Source organism: Labilibaculum filiforme (genome assembly GCF_002843315.1).
Lineage (GTDB): Bacteria > Bacteroidota > Bacteroidia > Bacteroidales > Marinifilaceae > Labilibaculum > Labilibaculum filiforme.
The window spans coordinates 181662-203409 of record NZ_MVDD01000006.1 but is presented as its reverse complement, the minus strand read 5'-3'; the positions used below and the strand labels follow the sequence as shown (position 1 = coordinate 203409).

The window sequence follows — 21748 nt, the reverse complement described above, 5'->3', positions numbered from 1 at the left end:
ACATACGATTTGAAAGAAGAAATTAAACTTGCTCTAATTCATTTATTTGAAGAATGGGCTGACGATAGAGTAATTGAAACAGAAATTTTACCTCAATCAGGTTCTTATCGTGAATACATCCGCTTAGTTGGAGAAAAGAGAACGGTTATTGGAGTTTATAATGCTGATAAAAAGGAGAATATTGCTTTTATCAGTTTTAGTAAACATTTTGAATCTAAAGGCTTATCTGTTCCTGAAATATACTGCGAGAATCTTGATCATGATATTTATCTTATACAGGATTTAGGCAATACAACTTTATTCGATTACATACTTCATTTGAGAATAGGTGAAGGTTTCGCCACCGATCTAATCGTAATTTACAAAAAGATTATCTCTCAATTGGTTCGTTTTCAGCTAGAAGGAGAGAATGGATTGGATTATTCGGTTTGCTATCCCAGAGATAGTTTCGATAAGCAATCGATGATTTGGGATTTACATTATTTCAAATACTATTTTCTGAAATTGGCAAAAATTCCATTCGATGAACAATTACTCGAGAATGATTTTCAGCAATTCTCGGATTATTTATTAGATGCTCCCCGCGATTACTTTTTGTATCGGGATTTTCAATCCAGAAACATCATGTTGGTAAATGGTGAGCCTTGGTTTATCGATTATCAGGGAGGAAGAAAAGGAGCATTGCAATACGATTTGGCTTCCTTGTTGTACGATGCCAAAGCCGATCTGCCACAGGATGTTAGAGATGAATTATTGGCATTTTATCTGGAGGAAATTCAAAAAGTACAGGAAGTTGATTCAAAAGCTTTTACTTCATTTTTCGAGGGTTATGTTTTAATTCGTATCATGCAGGCAATGGGAGCCTATGGTTTTAGAGGTTTTTACGAAAGAAAAGATCACTTCTTAAAATCAATTCCCTTCGCATTGAAAAATTTGGAAACTATTTTGCAAAGAATGGATATTCCCGTTGAATTACCTGAATTGCTGAATGCTCTTAAAGCTGTAATTTCTTCTGATTTTCTGAAAAGTGTAGGCAAAGAAGAAAAGCCAAAATTGCATGTCGAAATAAATAGTTTTTCGTATCGCCGAGGAATTCCTTTAGATAAAACGACTAACGGTGGAGGTTTTGTTTTCGATTGTCGAGCCATTCATAATCCTGGAAGATATCAGGAATATGTAGAAATGACAGGAAAAGACCAGCCGGTAATTGAATTTTTTAAAGAGCACAGTGAAATGGAGGAATTTTTAAGCTCCGTTTATAGTATTGTAGATATGAGTGTTGATAAATATATTAGTCGCAACTTTGCCAATTTACAAGTGAATTTTGGTTGTACAGGTGGGAGGCATCGTTCCGTTTTTTCGGCAGAGAGTTTGGCAAAACATTTGCGTGAAAAGTTTGATGTAAATATCAGTTTACGTCACATCGAGAGAGAAATAGAAGGAAGCTAGTATGGGCAAGAAACGTTGTAAATTATCACCGAAGGAATATGCAGAAAAAGTATGCGATTCGGAGAATTTTGTTTGCAAAAAATGCAACAGGATTGCCAAAATGGCAAAAAAACTATGCAAACCAATAAAGAAGCTTAGCTGAATGTAACTTTTTGAGAATAATAATTCTCCATTATTAATTTATAATTCTTAATTAAATAGGATGTTAAATGCTATGATTTTTGCGGCGGGTTTAGGCACTCGTTTAAAACCTTATACCGATTCAAAACCCAAAGCTTTGGTTGAACTAGGAGGAAAGCCACTTTTAGAAAGAGCAATTCGGAAGCTAATAGAATTAAAAGTGGATCGTATTGTTATTAATGTGCACCATTATGCCGATCTAATTGAGGAATTTCTTCATGCAAATAACAATTTTGGTGCAGATATCCGCATTTCAGATGAAAGGGAAGAATTGTTGGATACAGGAGGAGGATTGAAGAAGGCAGCAGGTTTATTTATTCCTGGAGCACCAGTTTTAATCTATAATGTTGATGTTTATTCATCCTTGGATTTAACAGAGCTGATTAATTTTCACAAGCTTACCGGAGCATTGGTAAGTATGGTGATGCGAGAACGATCTAGTAGTCGCTATTTATATTTTAACAAGGATAATCAATTAACCGGATGGGAAAATTGTAAAACCGGAGAAATAAAGGTGGCCAGGAAAGAGATGACTAAATCGGAACATCTGGCTTTTAGTGGAATTCATTTATTAGATTATAAACTGTTTTCATTGATTACTGAGGAAGGTAAGTTTTCCGTTATCGATTTGTATTTACGCCTAGCTAAAAATGAAAAAATATTGGCTTTTAAAGATAATTCTAAAATATGGTCAGACCTTGGAAAACCAGATGATTTGGCTTGGGCAGAGGAACATCTAAAATAAATTATCTACTTTTGGCTGGGAATTATTAAATGAGGATGGTGTTATTTCTCATGAAAAAAAGATATAGAGGCAAAGGCCAATAGTAAATATGAAAAAAATTACCTTACAGGATATCATTTTTGTTATCAACCCTCATTCAGGTACAAAATCAAGTAAAATTCTTCGTAAGTTTATTCAAATTGCTCCCGAAGTTGATTATTTCATTAGTAATTCTCTCGAAGAATTTGATGTGTTTCTTACCACTAAATGTGAAAAATATAAGGTGCTAATTATTTGTGGAGGAGACGGAACAATCAATACCACGCTTAAATATTTGGTACGTTATCCAAATCTTAAATTGGCAGTTTTGCCCAATGGGTCGGGCAATGGTTTTGCTCGCGAACTTGGTTTTACCGGGGATATCAAAAAACTATTGAATAAAATTTTGAAAGGGGAAACCGAAATGGTCGACCTTCTAAAAGTAAATAATGAGTTGAGCTGTAATATGCTTGGTTTGGGTTTTGATAGTTATGTGGCTAATGAGTTCGATAAAATGCCTACTCGCGGACTAAAGACCTATGTTTATTGTACCATTCAGGCACTAATAAAATACAAACCGATACAAGCGAAAGTTACTTTTGATGGTTCTGTTATTGAAGGAAAGTACCACATGATTAACATCGCAAATACACGACAATTTGGAAACAATGCTTTAATTGCACCAGGGGCAATCTACAACGATGGTTTGCTCGATTTGGTTTTGATAAAAAAAATTCCCTTTTATGTAGTACCGGGTTTTGTAATTCGTTTGTTTTTAGGAAAATTGAAGAATTCTAAATATGTCCAGTTTGTAAAAGTAAACAATTTGGTAATCGATTCTAATTCGGAAACATATCATGTGGATGGGGAGCCTAAAGCTCTAGCAGAGACTTTGAATGTTGAAATTCTGAAACAGATTGAAGTAGTACAAATGAAGTAGTAAAAGTATAAAAATAGAAAATATGTTAGATTGGTTACTAAATTTAGATAGGGAGTTGCTATTATTGTTAAATGGCCAGCAAAATTATTTTTGGGATTATTTAATGCGACTAATTTCTGAAAAAGAAATGTGGTATGTGTTCTATATAGTACTTGCCTCTTGTATTGTGAATATATTTGGATGGAAAAAGGGTGGAATAATTCTTTTAAGTTTAATTTTTGTAGTTGTTGTAAGTGATCAAATAGCCTCAGGCATATTTAAGCCAATATTTAAACGATTTAGACCATCCAGAGATCCTGAGTTTAGTCATTTAGTAAATTTAGTACAAGGTTACACAGGAGGAAAATATGGTTTTGTTTCATCTCATGCAGCGAATGCTTTTGGTTTGGCTGTTTTGGTAAGTTTAATTGTAAAGGATAGGCTTACAACTTACTTTCTTGTATTTTGGGCAGTAATTATATCCTATTCCCGTATTTATTTGGGAGTACATTACCCAGGTGATATTATTGGAGGAGCTTTAATTGGAATTGTAATGGCTTATTTAGGATATTTTTTGTTGAAAAGGTACTTTCAAACTAGTTTAATTAAAAAACCAGTAGAAGAAACATATCCCATTGCTAGAATATATCAAATTTCTTTAATCGGAACTTTGCAATTCGTAATGATGGCCTTTTCTGTATATTTTTGTTTTAATCGTTGAAAAATGTAGGGAAGAGAAGAGTCTTTAATGAAATAAAATAGTTTAAAAATTATCATAAATATCTAATAACGATGAATCTAAAGCCAATTATTTACGCTGCTTTTCGAGTAGTATTGTATGCTATTCCAGTTGTAGCTGCTGCATTAATAATAAAAAGTGATGCTGCAATTATTATCGATGGTCTTAAGTTTGGAGAAAATTCTCAAACCGAATGGATGCAAGAATTATTTTTGTTGTTAACAAGTTTAATTTTTATTTTGGCCGGTATTCGTTCCAATTCACATAAGGCGATATCCTACCTTTTTGGAGGAGGTGCTATGGTTGCTTTAATAAGAGAATTGGATGTGTATTTCGATCAGATTTATCATGGTGCGTGGTTCCCTTTTGCCATGGTAGTTTTGTTAGTTTCAGTATTTTTGGTTTATCGTCAGAAAAAGCAAATTTGGGAAAATCTGGAAGAGTTTTTCTCTACTCCTGCATTTGGTGTATTTACTGCAGGTTTTTTGTGCGTATTTGTTTTTTCTCGATTATTTGGAACAAAGAATGTTTGGAGAGCATTATTTGATGTGGAAACACTTGAACCTGTGCAAAGATGGGTCAAAAATGCGGTAGAAGAGGGATGTGAGCTGTTCGGCTACACGTTGTTGTTCATAGCTGCTGTAGAGTTTTTTGTGTACGTATACCAAAAGCGGAAGAAGTAAAGTATTTTTAAGAGAAAATAAAAAAGGCTGTTCAAAATGAAATGAACAGCCTTTTCTGTATCTAGTTAAATTCAATTCTTTAGTCAATCACTCCCGAACCAAGTAGTTCTTCTTTTTCGTACCAGGCAGCAAATTGTCCCGAAACCACCGCACGTTGTGCTTCATCGAACAGAATATAAATGCCTTCTTCTTTAAAATAGATAGTTCCCTTTTGCAAAGGCTGTCTATATCTTATTCTGATATCGTATCTTCTTTCACATTCTTCGGTTGGCATTAAATCTTCGCGAATCCAGTGCACTTCACTTTTTGGAATGAACAGCGCTTTTCTTGCCAATAGAGGATGGCCATGTCCCATGCCTACGTAAACAATGTTTTTCACCACATCGGTTCCAATCACGAACAAAGGTTCTTTTTTTCCTCCAACATTTAAACCTTTTCTCTGACCAACAGTAAAGAAATGGGCACCATTGTGTTCTCCTACTACTGTTCCGTGTTCTGGTTTAAAATGATATGGTGCTGAAATATCCGCTAAAGCTTCAGATTTTGGGATGATTTCATCCGCCTTATCGGCCATAATTTCAATAATATTGCCTTTCATCGCTTTTAGCTTTTGCTGCAAGAATACAGGTAAATCAACCTTACCTACAAAGCAGATGCCTTGTGAATCTTTTTTCTCGGCAGAAGCCATTTTTTCGCGACGGGCAATTTCCCGAACCTCAGGTTTTATAATGTGTCCGATAGGAAACATTGCTTTTGACAGTTGTTCCTGCGATAACTGGCACAGGAAATAACTTTGATCTTTATTGTTGTCCTCTCCGGCAATTAATCGGTGAATTTCTTTGCCATCTTTTATAATAGTTTCCTTTTGACAATAGTGACCTGTAGCCACATAATCTGCTCCAAGCTCAAGAGCTTTTTTCAGGAATACATCAAATTTAATTTCACGATTACATAGTACGTCCGGATTAGGAGTACGTCCTTTTTCATATTCGGCAAACATGTAATCAATTACTTTCGCGCGGTATTCTACGCTTAAATCTACAAAATGAAATGGTATTCCTAACTTTTTAGCTACCATCTGAGCAAATAGAACATCTTCTTCAAATGGGCATTCTTCTGATTTTAACCCAACGGTATCGTTCCAGTTCTGCATAAAAAGTGCTTCCACCTCGTATCCCTGCTCAATCAATAAATGTGCAGCAACACTAGAATCCACTCCACCCGATAATCCGATTACAACTTTTTTCTTCATCACTAATAAATCCTTGTTTTTCAAGATGCAAAAGTATTCAATTTTTGGCTTAGTGCCAATTGTACCTGATGAATTGCAAATAATTTAACACCTAAATTTAGTTATGTATTTTTTTGGGATAAAAAAATAACTAACTTAGATTGAATATAAGTAATGATCTTATTTATGAGATCTATTATGTAAGAACCTAAAATTTTTGAAAGATGAAAAAAATTACTTTTGCCCTGTTATTTGTTTGCATGGCTATATTCGTTTCCGCACAGGAAAAACAAGATACCTCTTACTGGAAAAAAGGAGGACTTGCTTCAATTACTTTTTCTCAAACCTCTCTTACCAATTGGTCGGGTGGTGGTGATAATGCAATATCTACCAATGCATTATTAAATTTATTTTCTAATTATAACAAAGGAAAGAATAGTTGGGAAAACACTCTAAATTTAGAGTATGGTATGATTAAACAAGGCGATCAAGGCGTTCGTAAAAGTATCGATAAAATTGATTTTACTACCAAATTTGGACATAAGAACGGAGGACATTGGTATTATAGTGCATTATTAGATTTTAAAACACAATTTGCGAAAGGATATAAATATTCGAATACCGATGGTGTGGATGATGTGAAAGTATCAAATTTTTTGGCGCTAGCGTATCTTACATTATCATTAGGTATGGATTACAAACCAAACGATGTGTTTTCAGCTTACCTGTCTCCCTTAACTTCAAAAATGACTGTTGTTAACGATGATGATTTATCGGATGCTGGTGCTTATGGAGTTGATCCAGGTGATAAATTTAGAGGAGAGTTTGGTGCCTTTTCAAAAATGACCTTGAAAAAGGATATCATGAAAAATGTAAGTTTGAAGAGTACTTTAGATTTATTTACCAATTACTCGGATAGTTTTGGAAATATTGATGTATTGTGGGATGTGATGATTAATATGAAAGTTAATGATTACTTAACTGCTACCGTTAATACAACCTTAGTATATGATGATGATATTGATTACGAAGGAAAAGGTCCAAAAATTCAGTTTAAAGAAATTGTAGGGATTGGATTGGCTTACAAATTTTAAATGCAGTAAGTTTAGTAGAAGTTTACTCCTTTAAATAAATAAAAAGCGGAAGAACCATCAGTTAAGGTTCTTCCGCTTTTCTTATCTGTTAATGATTGAAATGCGATTTTTTTCTTCAACAAACTGAAAGTAATAGTATAGCTTGTAGTTTATTTCCAAACCATAATTTTCCGCCGGATCATATTCTATATAATTTTCAATGAAAGGTCTTCCTTGCATATATAGTTGATTCCATTCCACTACGTAAATTCGATTCCAGTTTTGGTAGTAAATATCAGAATGTACTGTGGCAATTGTATTTCTGGCAGCAAACCACGATTCAAATCCAGAATCAATAATTAGCAATTCATATTCAACACTATCTTTTGTAAGTAATATATTTTCTTTCTTCTGTACCGGGTGAGTTTTGAATGAGGAAAAACTGGAGCATCCATATGTAATGGCTAAAATCGCAATTAGATAAGTGACTTTTTTCATGACAATACAAATTTAGTGATCCAATAGAAAAGGTATCGTAAAAGGAATAGTTCGTAATTTCGAAGCTGTTTTTAATTATACGAGTTTGATAGTTGAAACGTTAGCATGATATTTTTTGATTTGGGAGGTAAAAAAAAGGACAGGAGATTAATCCTGTCCTCGAAACTAGTAATAGCAGGTTGAGTTATAATTTTATCAATTTTTTAGAAATAATTTCATCACCATCTTCAATCGAGATAAAATAAATTCCCGAAGGTAAATTGGAGACATCTATGGTATTATTTTCCTGATCAAGTGTTAGCATTTTAATTGTTTTCCCTGTTATAGAGCTAATTTTCACTTTAGATTGAATGTTTCCTTGTATGTAAAGGGTTACATAATCTTTAGCTGGATTTGGGAATAATTTTAATTCCTCGATAGGAGGGGTTTGACTAAGTGGTGCGCCAAAATTGATTGCTGATGACCTAGCAGCTATTGCTGGAGCGGTATTACTAATGTCTAGAGTATAGTCCTCCACTTCGCCCTGACTAAATATTTCACATCCAGATTTGGCAGCTCTTCTGTGTTTAAGAATTACTCTCATTCTAGTATGTCCAATTGCTGCACTTGCTGGAATAGAAATATTAGATGTTGAAATAGCTGCACTTGCAGTATAACCTGAAACAACTAATTCATTAGCTGTAAAATTTCCATCTCGGTTAAAGTCAATGTATACACTCCAGTTAGCAGTGTAAGTTCTGCTTTTGTATGCTAATGAGAAATTTAGAGTATAATTGTTGCCTGGTTGAACATTTGCGATCATATTGGTATAATCGCCATATCCGCCATCGTCACCTGATGGATTACTCATATTTGCTAATTCCACTAAATCAATATACTCATATCGAGTATCTTTACCGTAGCATTCACAATAATCTGGAGTTGCAGCTTCAGGCAAGGTGGTTACGGATTGAATTGAAGTATATGCACTTGAACCAGTGCTATTACTCGCTAGAACTTGAAATTCATAACTCGTTTCGGCCATTGCACCAGAGTAGTCGAAACTTGTAGCCGATGTAGTGAAAAGTTCCCAACTTTCACCTTGTGCTCTAATCTGAAGCTCGTAAGTAGCTGCAAATTCCATATTATCCCAGCTTAAGCTGAACGAACTTGAGGTAATATTGCTTGCCGATAGTGCTGTTGGTACTTCAGGTACAGGGATAGGATCTGTTGTTAATGATTCAATAGCTGAGTATTCTCCAGAACCAATCTCATTATTTGATCGAACTCTAAATTCGTAGATAGTAGAAGCTATTGCTGAGGTGTAATTGTAAGTGGTGGTACTAGTATTCATAGTTGACCAAGTTCCTCCTGCTTCTCGAATATCTAAATCGTAATCGCTTGCATCTGTAACAACGTCCCAGCTAATTGTAAATGAATTGTAGGTGATGTTTGTTGCTAGTAAATTCGAAGGTGCTACAGGAGCTGTAGGACCTACTAAAGTAGTTGCACTCACAATACCCGAGTAAGCACTGGAACCATTAGCATTGTTTGCTCTAACCTGAAATTCGTAGCTTGTTTCAGCAGTTAAATCAGTGTATTCGTAACTAGTTGCAGTTTGATTTATGCTTGTCCAAGTTCCACCAACTGGTCGTACGTTTAAATCGTAATCAGTAGCATCAGTACTTGCATCCCAAGCAATGGTAAAGGCGTTGTAGGTGATATTCGATGCTAATAAATTAACTGGTGTGGCTGGTGCTGCAGGAGCAATTAAGGTAGTAGCAGTTTCAATTGCTGAATATTCACTTGAACCAATACTGTTAGTTGCTCTTACCTGAAATTCGTAGCTTGTTTCAGCAGTTAAATCAGTGTATTCGTAACTAGTTGCAGTTTGATTTATGCTTGTCCAAGTTCCACCAACTGGTCGTAGGTTTAAATCGTAATCAGTAGCATCAGTACTTGCATCCCAAGTAATGGTAAAGGCGTTGTAGGTGATATTCGATGCCAATAAATTAACTGGTGTAGTTGGTGCTGCAGGAGCAATTAAGGTAGTAGCAGTTTCAATTGCTGAATATTCACTTGAACCAATACTGTTAGTTGCTCTTACCTGAAATTCGTAGCTTGTTTCAGCAGTTAAATCAGAGTATTCGTAACTAGTAGTAGTTTGGGTTATACTTGTCCAAGTTCCCCCCACTGGTCGTACGTTTAAATCGTATTCGGTGGCATCGGTAGTAACATCCCAAGTAATGGTAAAGGAGTCGTAAGTGATGTTCGAAGCAATTAAATTTGTTGGTACATTAGGTGCGGTTGGAGCAATAAGGGTAGTTGCAGCTATTAAGTTCGAGTTAGCACTAGTGCCAATGGCATTATTTGCTCTAACCTGAAATTCGTAAGTAGTTTCAGAAATTAGATCCGTGAAATCGAAATTTGTACTAGTTAAATTTACCGTAGTCCAAGTTCCCCCTAATGGCCGTGAATCAAGATCGTAATCTGTCGCATCTGTTACAGAATCCCAATTTACAGAGAGTGAATTATAAGTAATATTCGAGGCTGTAAGGTTCGATGGAGCTACAGGAACAGTTGGAGCAGCTTCGGTTATAACGGATGCAATTGCAGAATAACTACTAGATCCTGCATCATTATTCGCTCTAACCTGAAATTCATAAGTTGTTTCAGCAGTTGCACCAGAGTAGTTATAGGTAATTTCTGCTGTGTTGATGTTTTGCCAGGCACCTCCTTGTTCTCTTATTTGAAGGTCGTAACTTTGCGCACCACTAACAGCATTCCATCCAATGGTAAAGCTGGTTTGAGTTACATTTGTAGCAGTTAAGCCAGAAGGTACAGAAGGTAAATTATCATCAGTAAGTGCACGGTAAGCATTCAATCTTCCACTACCAAGTTTCCCTGCATAACGAGAATTATTCAAGGCATCGATAGGATCGGTATTGTCAACTAATTTCGTCCATAATTCTGTCGGAGTAATATTTCCTGCATACTTGGAGATAATAAGAGCAGCAACCCCGGATACGTGAGGACAAGCCATGGATGTTCCCTGAAAAACGCCATAATTATCATTTGGAAAAGTACTTAGCACGGCAGTAGGATCTTCATTGGTTGTTTCTAATTCACCACCTGGAGCCGCTATATCTACCCATGTTCCATAATTGGAATAGTAAGATTTCACATCGTTCTTATTGGTGGCAGCAACTGCAAGTACATTATCGTAATAAGCAGGATAATATCTACTTTGAGAATTATCATTACCAGCTGCAAAAATTACAATACCACCATTCATTGGTGCATTGGCACCACCTGCATTTGCAATAAAGTAGTCAATACCATCCAAAACAGCCTGATCGAATTGGTATGGATAGGAATAACTCCAACTGTTTTGAGAGATAACTGCACCATTATCAGCGGCGTAGGTGTAAGCTTCTGCAAAACCACCACTGCCGGCCGAAAACACATTACAGGACATTAATTTAACACCATCATTATTTCCACTACCTCCTGCTATACCACTAACGCCAATACCATTGTTTGATACTGCCGCTACTGTTCCTGCAACATGGGTTCCATGATCGCCTACATAAATTTCTCCAGTATCATCAGCAAAATTATAACCATAAATATCATCAACATATCCATTATTATCATCATCGATACCATTGCCAACTATTTCACCAGGATTTATCCACATATTTGCAGCTAAGTCAACGTGGTCAAAATCAACACCACCATCTTCAATTGCAACAATTACGCTGGAATTACCAGTTTCAATCTTCCATGCATCCAGTAAACTAATGTCAGCACCTGGAGTTCCATTATTTTGTCCGGTATTTTCGTAATGCCACTGATCTCCAAAACGTGGATCATTAGTACCTACCGGAAGAGCTGTTGAAACAGGATTATTATTACCTTCCAGAAATTGAACACCTTCTATTTGTTTTGTTGCATTAATTCCTTCAGCCATTGCAATTTCAGCTACTCCTTGGTACGATTGAATTAGCTGAGATACAGGTGTAGATGAATTAAATTCCACTTCGTACCAAAGGTGTAAACCAAATTCTTTGTGTTTAGCTTCAAATTTACCAGCATCACGAAAAACACGACGCATTTTGTTTGCCTTAAACAGTTGGTTTACCTTGTCGAGATTCGGAATGTTGGTACGAACAAATTCTTCGGCACTTTTGGTTTGTAATTTACTTCTATCTATAAGAAGCTGGTGCAGATCGGCTACCTTTTTATCCGATTTGGATGTAAATTTTATACGAATAATTCCTTGGTATTTTCCATCCGAATCGACTTCCCGTTTTTGGGAGTATCCCGATGAGATAATAAAAATACAACAAATAAGAAGAGTAAAGATTTTTTTCATAACTAATGGTTTATAGTGAATATTTTGATAACAAAACAAAAGTTAGGTATAAATACAGACTATGTCAATAGTAATTTGTTATGATGGGTTCAATTATTGTTGCATTCAACAAATAAAAAATAGTTATGTTTCATTAGTGAAAAATAGTTACATTCTTGTATTATTGTAAATAAATAGGGATGTATTTATTTAATATTGATGAAAATCAGGTTATTTTTAATTAAACTTAATTTGATAATTAAGTTTAGTGTGAAATTTATTACATATGGTGCTTATTTAGAAATTATAGAAGTAATGTAGTTAAATGAATATTTTATTTGAATATTGCTCCTTGCCTCCTAATTATTATTACTATTTTCGGATTAAATATAGATTCAAACATGTCCGAACTTTCCATATATAGAGCATCCGCAGGGTCTGGTAAGACCTACACGCTAACCAAAGAGTATTTGAATTTGGTTTTTGAAAATCCATTAAATTATAAAAGTATTCTTGCTGTAACTTTTACAAATAAAGCTACCGACGAAATGAAATCCCGGATTGTGAAGGAGATTTATCTACTTTCTCAATCGGATGTTTCTCCTTATGCTAACGAATTGAAAGAGAAGCATCACTTAAATTCAGAGGAATTGATTTCCAGAGCAAAGGAAATTTTGAACAGGATGCTTCATGATTATTCCCGGTTTTCGGTTACAACAATTGATAGTTTTTTCCAGAAAGTAGTTCGATCCTTTACCCGGGAAATTGGTTTGCAGATGGGGTATAATATTGAATTGGATCAACGTAGAGTGCTGAACGAGGTAGCCGATTTACTATTTGCTGATGTAGATAAGGATCCACACTTAAGGTCATGGCTTACCGATTTTGCAGAATCAAAAATCCGAGAAGGAAAAAACTGGAATTTTAAACAGGAAATTTTAGAGGTGGGAAATGAAGTCTTTAAAGAAGATTTTAAAAATTTCTCCGATAAATTAATTGAGAAACTTTCCGATAAAAAATTTCTGAGTTCCTATCGCAAAATATTGAAGGAAATAAAGGATGATTTCGAAAGCTTTTTTCATAAAATTGGTGCAGAAACCATACGTATTTTGGAGCAACATGCCTTAGAAATAACGGAGTTTGCCTATGGGAAATCAGGTGTTGCTGGTTATTTGTATGGATTAGGAGAGGGAGGAAAAATGGAGCCCGGAATTAGAGCTAGATCGGCAGTAGATACTCCTGAAAAATGGACTACAGGCAAGGCTAGTGCGGCTACTAAACAAGCAGTAGGAGCGGTTTATAGTTCGGGTTTGAATGACTTGTTGAAGAAAGCAATAAATCATTACGATGAGCAGGCAATGTTGTATAAATCAACAGATAAGACTTTGAGTTATATCTACACATTAGGTGTTCTTACTGATTTGTCTAAAAAGATTCGGGAGTATTCAGAAAGTGAAAATATTTTTCTTCTTTCGGATGCTAGTCGTTTACTTCGAAGTATTATTGGAGATAATGAAACGCCTTTTATTTATGAGAAAATTGGGAATGTTTATAAGCATTTCATGATCGATGAGTTTCAGGATACTTCATCTATGCAGTGGGAGAGTTTTAGACCATTGGTAACAAATTCTTTGGCCGAAGGGAATCATTCTTTGGTGGTTGGAGATGTAAAACAATCCATTTATAGATGGAGAAACGGCGACTGGAAAATTTTATCGGAACAATTAGATAAGGATTTTGATGGTTTTGGAGTGAATGGCATGACTTTAAATTACAATTGGCGAAGTTCTAAAAATGTAATTAATTATAATAATGCTGTGTTTGCGCTAGGAGCACAGTTATTACAAAACGAATACAATGCCTCAATTCCTGCCGAAATTTCGGATGGATTATTAGAGGAACGGGAAAAAATTATAGATGCTTATCAGGATGTTTATCAGTACTTTCCCGATAGTCAAGGTAAGTTTTCTGGATACATAAAGGCACTTTTTATTGAGAAGGAAAGTGATTCCGATTGGATGGAAAAAGTATTGGAAGATTTGCCATTGAAAATCGAACAATTTCAGGAAATGGGTTATCAGGCCAGAGATATCTCTATTTTAGTGCGAAATGGGAAAGAAGGAGGCCTAATAGCAGATACTTTAATGGCATATCGGGCTAGCGAAAATGCAAAAGAAGGTATTAATTACGATGTAATATCGAATGATTCTCTTTACCTAAAGAATTCTTCGGTGATTAGTTTTCTGACGCATTTATTGCACTATTTTGTATATCCTAATGATAAAATTAATTTGGGCTTTTTAAAACAGGAATACCTGGTTTATATTCAAGAGCAAGTGCCAGCGGATAAGGATTTATTATATACAATTTCTTTAGAGGAGAGTACCTTTGAATCGGTTTTTCCTGACGAATTTATTGCTAATATTCCAGAATTGAAAAGACAGGCTTTGTATGATTTGGTTGAGAAATTGATCCAGATTTTTAATTTGAATAAGCATGCTCAGGATTTTCCATTTTTAGAAGCTTTTCAGGATTTAGTATTAGGATTTACAAAAACAGATGCTCCCGATTTAAATTCATTCGTGACTTATTGGGCCGAACGAAAAGATAAAGAGGTAATTTCTGTTTCCGATCAACAGGATGCCATTCGAATTATGACGATTCACAAATCGAAAGGATTGGAGTTTAAAGTGGTGATACTACCATTTTGTAATTGGGATTTGGACAATACAAGGCATACAAATATATTATGGTGTCAGCCAAAGGTGGAAGGTTTTAATGCGTTGGATATTCTTCCAGTTCGCTATAGTAGTAGTTTAAAGGAGACCATATATTATCAGGAATATTTTACGGAAAAGTTGCAGTCTTATATCGATAATTTGAATCTTTTATATGTTGCTCAAACCAGAGCCGAAGAGGTTTTTATTAGCTATTCGCCACTTTCTGCCAAAAGAGATCTGAAAAATATATCGGATCTGCTTCTAATTGCCTTCGAAAACTCGGATAATTATTCTTCGGATTTTAATGGGAATAAAATTGTGTCTTTAGCGCAACATTGGAACAAGGAAGGTCACTTTTTTGAAATGGGCGAACTAAAAGCCAGGACTGTGGAAGTAATTCAAAAACCGAAAGAGAAGCGAAAGGAATATCCCGCTTCTTTACTCGATGATCGCTTAAAGTTGCGGGCGCATTCTGCAGATTATTTCGATTTCTCAGAAGCAGAATCCGTGGAGACCTTTTCGCCAGTGAGTAGAGGGAATATTTTGCATCAGTTATTTCAATTGATAGAGTATAAAGAGGATGTTGAAAAAGCGGTGAGCCAATTACAATTTGAAGGGAAATTGGATCAAATTCAGGCCGATGAGCTTACTATTTTTGCTGCCGAATTATTGAATGACGCAACGGTTTCCCAATGGTTTTCGAAAGAATGGACGGTGGTTAATGAACGCGACATTTTAATGGGGAAAGGCGAAGTGCAACGACCAGACCGAGTAATTTACAAAGGAAAAGAGGCTATTGTAATCGATTTTAAGTTTGGAAAGAAAAAAGAGAATAGTCACAAGAAGCAGGTGTTGTCTTATAAGAAACTAATTCAACAGCTTGGTTTCGAGGAGGTAAAAGCCTTTGTTCTTTATGGCAAGCTTTCCGAAATTGAAGAGGTATAATTCTTATTGTATCCAAATTGAATTCCTATTACCTTAACGGGTTCAAAAAACGAACTAAATGAGAAATTTTATTGTACTGATAAGCGTCCTTCTGGTGTTTAACTCTTGTGATTTTCTAAAAGGGAAATCGGAAAAAGTGAATAGTAATGAGGTGGTTGTAGCTGAAAAACCTGCAGTTTCAAAACTGAAAAATGGAATTAAGAAGTATTATTTTGATACCGGGGAATTAAAATCCATTGTTGAATATAAGGATAACAAAAAAGTAGGCGTTAGTACTACTTACTACAAATCTGGTGAAAAGCAGTACGATATTCCCTATGTAGATGGAATGAAGCATGGTCTTGTAAACTGGTACTATAAAAATGGAAAGGTTTATCGCGAAACTAGTTATGCAAAAGGAAAAAAGAACGGATATCAAAAAAAATTCTGGGACAAGGGAACACTAAAATCGGAACTTTTATACAAAAATGATTTGCCTGCTATCGGCTTAAAAGAAATTAATAATCAAGGAAAAGAAAAAAGCACTCCTTTTATTAAAGTGGAAAAAATAGATTTAATAAAGTCTCAAAAGGAGTACGTTCTAAAGTTCCGATTGAGTAATGCACGCAAGAAAGTTCAGTTTTATCAGGGAAAATTAATCGATGGACAATTTTTTCCTGCCGATGGAAGAGGTTTTCAGGCAATGCAAACAGTAGCCGGTGTTGGTGAATTGAGAATTAGTGTGCCGAAGGGGTTTACTATCGAAAAAGATATTCATATTGTTGCAGTCGAGAAAACAAGCTATCAAAATGATAGGATCTTGAGCATCAAGGTTCCTGTTAGTTTTCGAAATTCAAACTAAAACTTAATTATAATATCGATATAAAGCTCCTTTTGGAGCTTTTTTTTTGGTCTAAATACTGATTTTACTCATATGATAAATGGTTCTAATTTGATATATTTAAGATAGATATATCGTACCTAACTTGCAAAATTGAAACTTATGAGCAGAAGAACTATTGTTGTTATGCCAGGGGATGGAATTGGCCGACTTGTACTTAATGAAACGATTCGAATTTTAAAGGTTGCAGGATTTGATGCGGATTACGTGACGGGTGATATCGGCTGGGAGTTCTGGTGTAAAGAAGGAAACCCGCTTCCTAAACGGACGATTGCATTACTCGAAAAATATAAAATAGGATTGTTTGGTGCTATTACCTCTAAACCAAAGGAGGATGCGACTAAAGAATTGGCTGCAGTTCTACAAAATAAAGGATTGGTATACTCAAGTCCAATTGTTGGTTTACGACAATATTTTAAGCTTGATATTTGTATTCGTCCTTGTAAAAGCTATCAAGGAAATCCATTAAATTTTATCCGCAGAGGAAAAGATGGTGGTATTGAAGAGCCAAAAGTTGATGTGGTGATTTTCAGACAGAATACAGAGGGTTTATATAGTGGTGTAGAATGGTCTAATCCGGATAATATAGTATATGCAGCGCTCACTTCACATCCAAAGTTTGTGAAGAATTTTGCTAATGTGCCAAGAGAGGATTTAGCCATTTCAACAAGAATTTTCACAAAAACAGGTACTACAAGAATAGTAATGGCAGCTTTTAATTACGCTAAAAAGAAAGGATATAAATCAGTAACACTTTGCGAAAAACCAAATGTTATTCGTGAAACTTCCGGAATGATGTTTCGGTTGGCAAAAGAGATTCAAAGGAAAAAATTTCCTGAAATTGAACTTTGGAACACGAATATTGATGCTCAAATGATGTGGTTGACTAAAAATCCTGAAAATTATGGTGTAATTGTAGCAGGGAACATGTTCGGAGATATTGTTTCTGATGGATTTGCCGGGCTTATTGGTGGTCTGGGATTTGCGTGCAGTGCCCAAATGTCAGAGGATGGAATTGCCGTGTTCGAGCCAACTCATGGTTCTGCTCCTAAATATGCTGATTATGCTATTTCTATTGTAAACCCTATTGCGATGGTAGAATCGGCTTGCATGATGTTGGACTATTTGGAAGAAAAGGAAATTGCAATAAGAATTAGAAAAGCAGTTGCTGAAGTAATTAAAGAAGGAAAGATTCAAACTTATGATATGATGAGGATGAATGGAAATGCGGATGTTATATCAAAAGGAGCAGCATCCACTCGGCAAATGGCTGATGGTATCATCGAAAAGTTAAAAGCAAAACACTTCAACAATCCTGATTATGAATACGAGAAAAATAGTTAAGGAATTGTGGCCCGAACTCGATTGGATTAAAGAGGAGGTGCTAAGAGAAAAAACAGCTAAAGTGTGGGAAATTGCTTTGGAAAGAAGTGAGCTGTCTGCCCAAGATCTGCAACGAATTCCTTTTACGCTTCTAGCTGGTCCTAATCTTAAGGTGAGTTTCATGGATCACAAGAAGTGTGTAGTGCACATTGCCAGGGAATGTGGCGAAAAAATGAATTCCTTTTTTAAAGAGGAACTACCTGTGAATATGAATGTATTGCTTTCGGGAGCTATTCTTTGTGATGTAGGTAAATTATTAGAGTATGTTCTTGATGAGGAGAATAAACTTGTGCAGGGGACCTATGGAAAATATATTCGTCATCCATTTTCAGGTGTTTCGCTTGCCCAGGAGTGTGGTATTCCTCCAGAGATTTGTCATATTATTGCAACGCATGCTGGCGAAGGAAATATGGTGAAAAGAAGCACCGAAGCTTACATTGTACATCATGCCGATTTTATGACTTTTCTTCCTTTTAAAGAAAGGTTGAAAGTATAGTTTTACACTTAATCGCATACAAGTAAAGTCCGTTAAGTAATTTATCGGACTATTTTTTTAGAATAGCTCCAACACTACTTACAAAATTAGGTGTTTGGTTTTTTGTTGCCCATTGCAGTTCATGTTGAAACAAATCGGTCATTAGTTGGTTCACATTAAAACCAAAGGCAACCAAATTGTAACGCATTTTGTTTGGCATATAACATTCTTTCTCATCAACAAGCCCGCAGGTTTTACAAAGTTCGCAACTATTTGCAGCAATCATTTTCCCAGTGCTGGGTTCTACTTCCCGAAGGTAGTTTTGCAGTTCTTCTTTTATAAAGTTGTAGGCATCTAAGGCTTTATCTTTATTTTTTGCTTTTTCAAATTGATTTGGCGAAGTGTAAAATAGGTAGAGGGTTATATGGGAGTAGTCTTTGGCATAATCATCAAAAGGTGGGCAGTTTGGAGGACAAGTCCATTTCTGAGAATGATTCGGGCAGGCTTCGCAATAGGTATTAAATTTTTTTGGGTTTAGGTAAGGTTTTAATTCCTTTATTTTAAGTTTAACTTGCTTAAAATGAATAGTTATGGGAATGTTATGGTATTTTTTTAGCAAGGAGCCTGTTTGGTAATTTATCATTTTCACAGTATTTTCGGAATCGTAAATTTAGTTATTTTAAACACTTTGCATCTGTCTCCTTTATAGGTTAAAGGACATAATTTTAATCTATTTAACACCGTTTGATTGCAAAGGTTTGAAAAATGAGTTTTCTACTGATAGTATTTTTGTATCTTCGTATCTTAAAACTCAATCCAAAACCCACTCTATGCTCTCATTTGATGCGATCGTTGTATTAATCGTATTGGTTTTTATTCTGATATCATTCTATAAAGAATGGGTTGGACCTGCTTTTACATTCCTAATTGGAGTTGTAGTGTTAGGTATTTTTGGAATTTTAACTCCCTCCGAAATACTAGCTGGATTTGCTAATGATCAGGTCTTTGTAATTTTAATGCTCCTGCTTATTGGTGATATTATCAGGGATTTGGGGATTGTAGAAACTCTTTTTGACAAGGTATTTCAAAAGGCCACAACCTATCGGCAATTTATGGCTCGCATGATATTTTTGGTTGGAGGATTTTCGGCATTTTTAAATAATACACCTCTTGTTGCAGTAATGATGCCGTATGTGCATAATTGGAGCAAACGAAACAATATTTCACCTTCAAAATTACTAATTCCCTTATCGTATGCAGCTATATTAGGAGGATGTATTACCTTAATTGGAACATCTACTAACTTGATTGTTAATGGAATGGTGATTGATCAGAAGATTATACCTGCAATGGGATCTCTTGATATGTTTAGTTTTGCATATGTTGGAATACCCATGATGTTTGTTGGTTCGGCTTATCTTTTATTGGTAAGTAAGAAATGGTTGCCGGAAAAAGAGGATGTTTTGGGTGAATTTTCCGAAAATTCACGAAAGTATATTGTTGAAGCGCACGTGAAACCAAATTCCGATTTAATCGGAAAATCTATCGAAGAGGCAGATTTAAGGAATCTAAAAGGTCTTTACCTTTTTCAGATCAATAGGGGGAATGTTAGAATAGCTGCAGTTTCGCACGATTATAGATTGAAAGAAGGCGATCGATTGTTATTTGCAGGCGATACAGAAACCATTGCCGATTTAGTACTTCCTAGTTCTGGATTAACACTTCCAACCGTTGGAATGCTTACTCATAAAAAGCATATCGAGGTTGTCGAGATTGTTATTTCGCACAATTCAACTTTAATTTCAAAAACAGTTAAAGAGGCTAACTTCAGAGGACATTTTGATGCTGCAGTAATCGGAATACATAGAAATGGCGGTCGTGTGAATGGTAAAATCGGAGAAGTAAAACTTCGTGCTGGTGATGTATTATTACTTTTAGGAGGAGACGATTTTGTAGATCGTTCTCATTTAGTGCAGGATTTTTACTTTATATCAAAAGTAAAAGAGTTCAGAAAGCAGGAAGGCTATAAAATATGGTTATTACTTGGAGGAACTGTGTTAGCTGTTGTTTTTTCAGCATTTAAGATTGTGCCTTTATTCATGACTTTAATTGTAATGATTATCGTTATTCTGGCCTTAAAAATTTCCAACCCTAAAGATATTGCTTCGAGAGTCGATTTTAATTTGGCTTTAATTATTTCTCTGGCTTTAGCTTTTGGAACAGCTATGATTAAATCGGGCTTAGCTGAGATCATTGCCGATTTATTGATATCGGTTTTTATTCCAATGGGAAGAGTTGGAGTTTTGTTTGGAATTTATTTGATTACATCGGTCCTTGCAGCTTACATAACGAATAAGGCAGCTGTTGCAATTGTATTTCCTATTTCTCTTACAATTGCATTAAATCTTCATTTAAATCCGGAGCCATTCGTGTTAGTGGTTGCTTTTGCGGCAGCAGCAAATTTCATGACTCCAATTGGTTATCAAACCAATTTAATGGTCTATGGTCCAGGAGGGTATACCTTTAAGGATTTCTTTAAAATTGGATTTCCTCTCACCATTATTTATATGCTGGTAACTGTTTTAATACTATCGTATATCTATTTTTATTAATCGATAATTTCACAATCCATTGCGATTGTTAAGCTTATATATAAATGAATTTTAGTAAAAGAAAAGAACTTCTTTTTGCGGCTATAACAGCATCTTTAAATGCTGGCAAAGAGATAATGGAAGTATATAATTCTAAAGATTTTGAAATTCAGACAAAGTCGGATAATAGCCCATTAACAATTGCTGATCAAAGAGCACATCAAGCTATAGTGGCAATATTAGATGATCTAGGTCTGCCAGTACTTAGCGAGGAAGGAGAGCATTTAGATTACGAAATCAGAAAAAGTTGGGAATATTGTTGGATTGTTGATCCTTTAGATGGTACAAAAGAATTCATAAAGAGGAATGATGAATTTACAGTTAATATTGCTTTAATAGAAAATGGAATATCCATTGCTGGTGTAATTTATGTGCCGGTTTATAAGCAATTGTATTTTTCAGATAAGGAATTGGGAGCATTCAGAATGGATGCTATCGAAGATTGGACTGGTGATTTGGATCAATTAATAGAACTATCAAAAACACTTCCAATTGCTCAAGATAGAAAAGCGATTCGTGTGGTAGGATCTCGTTCTCATATGAATCAGGAAACGAAAGATTTTATTTCGAAACTACAAGAGAAGCATGATGATGTGGAGCTAATATCAAAGGGAAGCTCTTTAAAATTATGTATGATTGCGGAAGGGGAAGCAGAGGTGTATCCCCGATATGCTCCCACCATGGAATGGGATATTGCTGCAGGTCATGCAATTGTAACAGCTTCGGGCGGAAAGGTTTTACATTTAGAATCTGATCTTGAAATTTCATACAATAAACCAGATCTTTTAAATCCTTGGTTTATTTGTAAAAGACAATACTAAAA

General features: G+C 35.3%; 16 protein-coding genes. 12 read left to right on the top strand and 4 right to left on the bottom strand.

From position 1 onward, the window contains the following. Positions 1 to 9: 9 nt before the first annotated feature. From BZG02_RS10340 to BZG02_RS10320, 5 genes are all read left to right on the top strand, one after another. The gene (locus tag BZG02_RS10340) at positions 10 to 1449 is read left to right on the top strand and encodes a RapZ C-terminal domain-containing protein (protein ID WP_101261355.1); all 1440 of its coding nucleotides are present in this window, start codon (positions 10 to 12) and stop codon (positions 1447 to 1449) included. A gap of 202 nt (positions 1450 to 1651) precedes the next feature. Next, complete coding sequence (locus BZG02_RS10335; protein ID WP_101261354.1) at positions 1652 to 2374, top strand: nucleotidyltransferase family protein; 723 nt, start codon at positions 1652 to 1654, stop codon at positions 2372 to 2374. An 88-nt stretch (positions 2375 to 2462) separates the two neighbouring features. Beyond that, positions 2463 to 3332, top strand: coding sequence for a diacylglycerol/lipid kinase family protein (locus BZG02_RS10330; RefSeq protein ID WP_101261353.1), 870 nt, complete (start codon positions 2463 to 2465; stop codon positions 3330 to 3332). 22 nt (positions 3333 to 3354) lie between these two features. Then, on the top strand, positions 3355 to 4032 hold the full coding sequence (locus tag BZG02_RS10325; RefSeq protein WP_101261352.1) for a phosphatase PAP2 family protein: 678 nt from the start codon (positions 3355 to 3357) through the stop codon (positions 4030 to 4032). 71 nt (positions 4033 to 4103) lie between these two features. Beyond that, a complete protein-coding gene (locus BZG02_RS10320) occupies positions 4104 to 4733 on the top strand; it encodes a hypothetical protein (RefSeq protein WP_101261351.1) in 630 nt (209 codons plus the stop codon). Between the two features lie 79 nt (positions 4734 to 4812). On the opposite strand, the gene mnmA is transcribed toward BZG02_RS10320, so the two are convergent. Then, the gene (gene mnmA / locus BZG02_RS10315; RefSeq protein WP_180335691.1) at positions 4813 to 5985 is read right to left on the bottom strand and encodes a tRNA 2-thiouridine(34) synthase MnmA; all 1173 of its coding nucleotides are present in this window, start codon (positions 5983 to 5985) and stop codon (positions 4813 to 4815) included. Positions 5986 to 6188: 203 nt separating this feature from the next. On the opposite strand from mnmA, the gene BZG02_RS10310 reads away from it, so the two are divergent. Next, a complete protein-coding gene (locus BZG02_RS10310; protein ID WP_101261349.1) occupies positions 6189 to 7058 on the top strand; it encodes a DUF3078 domain-containing protein in 870 nt (289 codons plus the stop codon). Between the two features lie 81 nt (positions 7059 to 7139). Here BZG02_RS10310 and BZG02_RS10305 read toward each other — a convergent pair whose 3' ends face one another. Both BZG02_RS10305 and BZG02_RS10300 read right to left on the bottom strand, forming a co-directional pair. After that, complete coding sequence (locus BZG02_RS10305) at positions 7140 to 7535, bottom strand: DUF6146 family protein (protein ID WP_218972212.1); 396 nt, start codon at positions 7533 to 7535, stop codon at positions 7140 to 7142. Between the two features lie 184 nt (positions 7536 to 7719). Next, positions 7720 to 11892, bottom strand: a complete 4173-nt coding sequence (locus BZG02_RS10300; protein WP_101261348.1) for a fibronectin type III domain-containing protein — start codon at positions 11890 to 11892, stop codon at positions 7720 to 7722. Positions 11893 to 12272: 380 nt separating this feature from the next. Between BZG02_RS10300 and BZG02_RS10295 the strand changes: the two genes are divergently transcribed. The 4 genes from BZG02_RS10295 to BZG02_RS10280 all read left to right on the top strand — a co-directional run bounded on the left by BZG02_RS10295 (position 12273) and on the right by BZG02_RS10280 (position 18295). Then, entirely contained in the window at positions 12273 to 15536 is a 3264-nt protein-coding gene (locus BZG02_RS10295; RefSeq protein ID WP_101261347.1) for a UvrD-helicase domain-containing protein, read from the top strand. A gap of 58 nt (positions 15537 to 15594) precedes the next feature. Continuing rightward, positions 15595 to 16377, top strand: coding sequence for a toxin-antitoxin system YwqK family antitoxin (locus tag BZG02_RS10290; protein WP_101261346.1), 783 nt, complete (start codon positions 15595 to 15597; stop codon positions 16375 to 16377). 141 nt (positions 16378 to 16518) lie between these two features. Continuing rightward, the gene (locus BZG02_RS10285; RefSeq protein ID WP_101261345.1) at positions 16519 to 17760 is read left to right on the top strand and encodes an isocitrate/isopropylmalate dehydrogenase family protein; all 1242 of its coding nucleotides are present in this window, start codon (positions 16519 to 16521) and stop codon (positions 17758 to 17760) included. After that, complete coding sequence (locus BZG02_RS10280) at positions 17738 to 18295, top strand: HD domain-containing protein (RefSeq protein ID WP_101261344.1); 558 nt, start codon at positions 17738 to 17740, stop codon at positions 18293 to 18295. The genes BZG02_RS10285 and BZG02_RS10280 overlap by 23 nt, the downstream gene beginning before the upstream one ends. A 49-nt stretch (positions 18296 to 18344) precedes the next feature. Here the strand turns inward: BZG02_RS10280 and BZG02_RS10275 are convergent, their stop codons facing one another. Further along, positions 18345 to 18917, bottom strand: a complete 573-nt coding sequence (locus BZG02_RS10275) for a DUF2284 domain-containing protein (protein WP_101261343.1) — start codon at positions 18915 to 18917, stop codon at positions 18345 to 18347. Positions 18918 to 19104: 187 nt separating this feature from the next. Between BZG02_RS10275 and BZG02_RS10270 the strand changes: the two genes are divergently transcribed. Beyond that, entirely contained in the window at positions 19105 to 20886 is a 1782-nt protein-coding gene (locus BZG02_RS10270) for an SLC13 family permease (protein ID WP_101261342.1), read from the top strand. A 44-nt stretch (positions 20887 to 20930) separates the two neighbouring features. Beyond that, positions 20931 to 21746: a 3'(2'),5'-bisphosphate nucleotidase CysQ gene (gene cysQ, locus BZG02_RS10265; protein WP_101261341.1), complete on the top strand. Its 816-nt coding sequence runs from the start codon at positions 20931 to 20933 to the stop codon at positions 21744 to 21746. Positions 21747 to 21748: the final 2 nt, after the last annotated feature.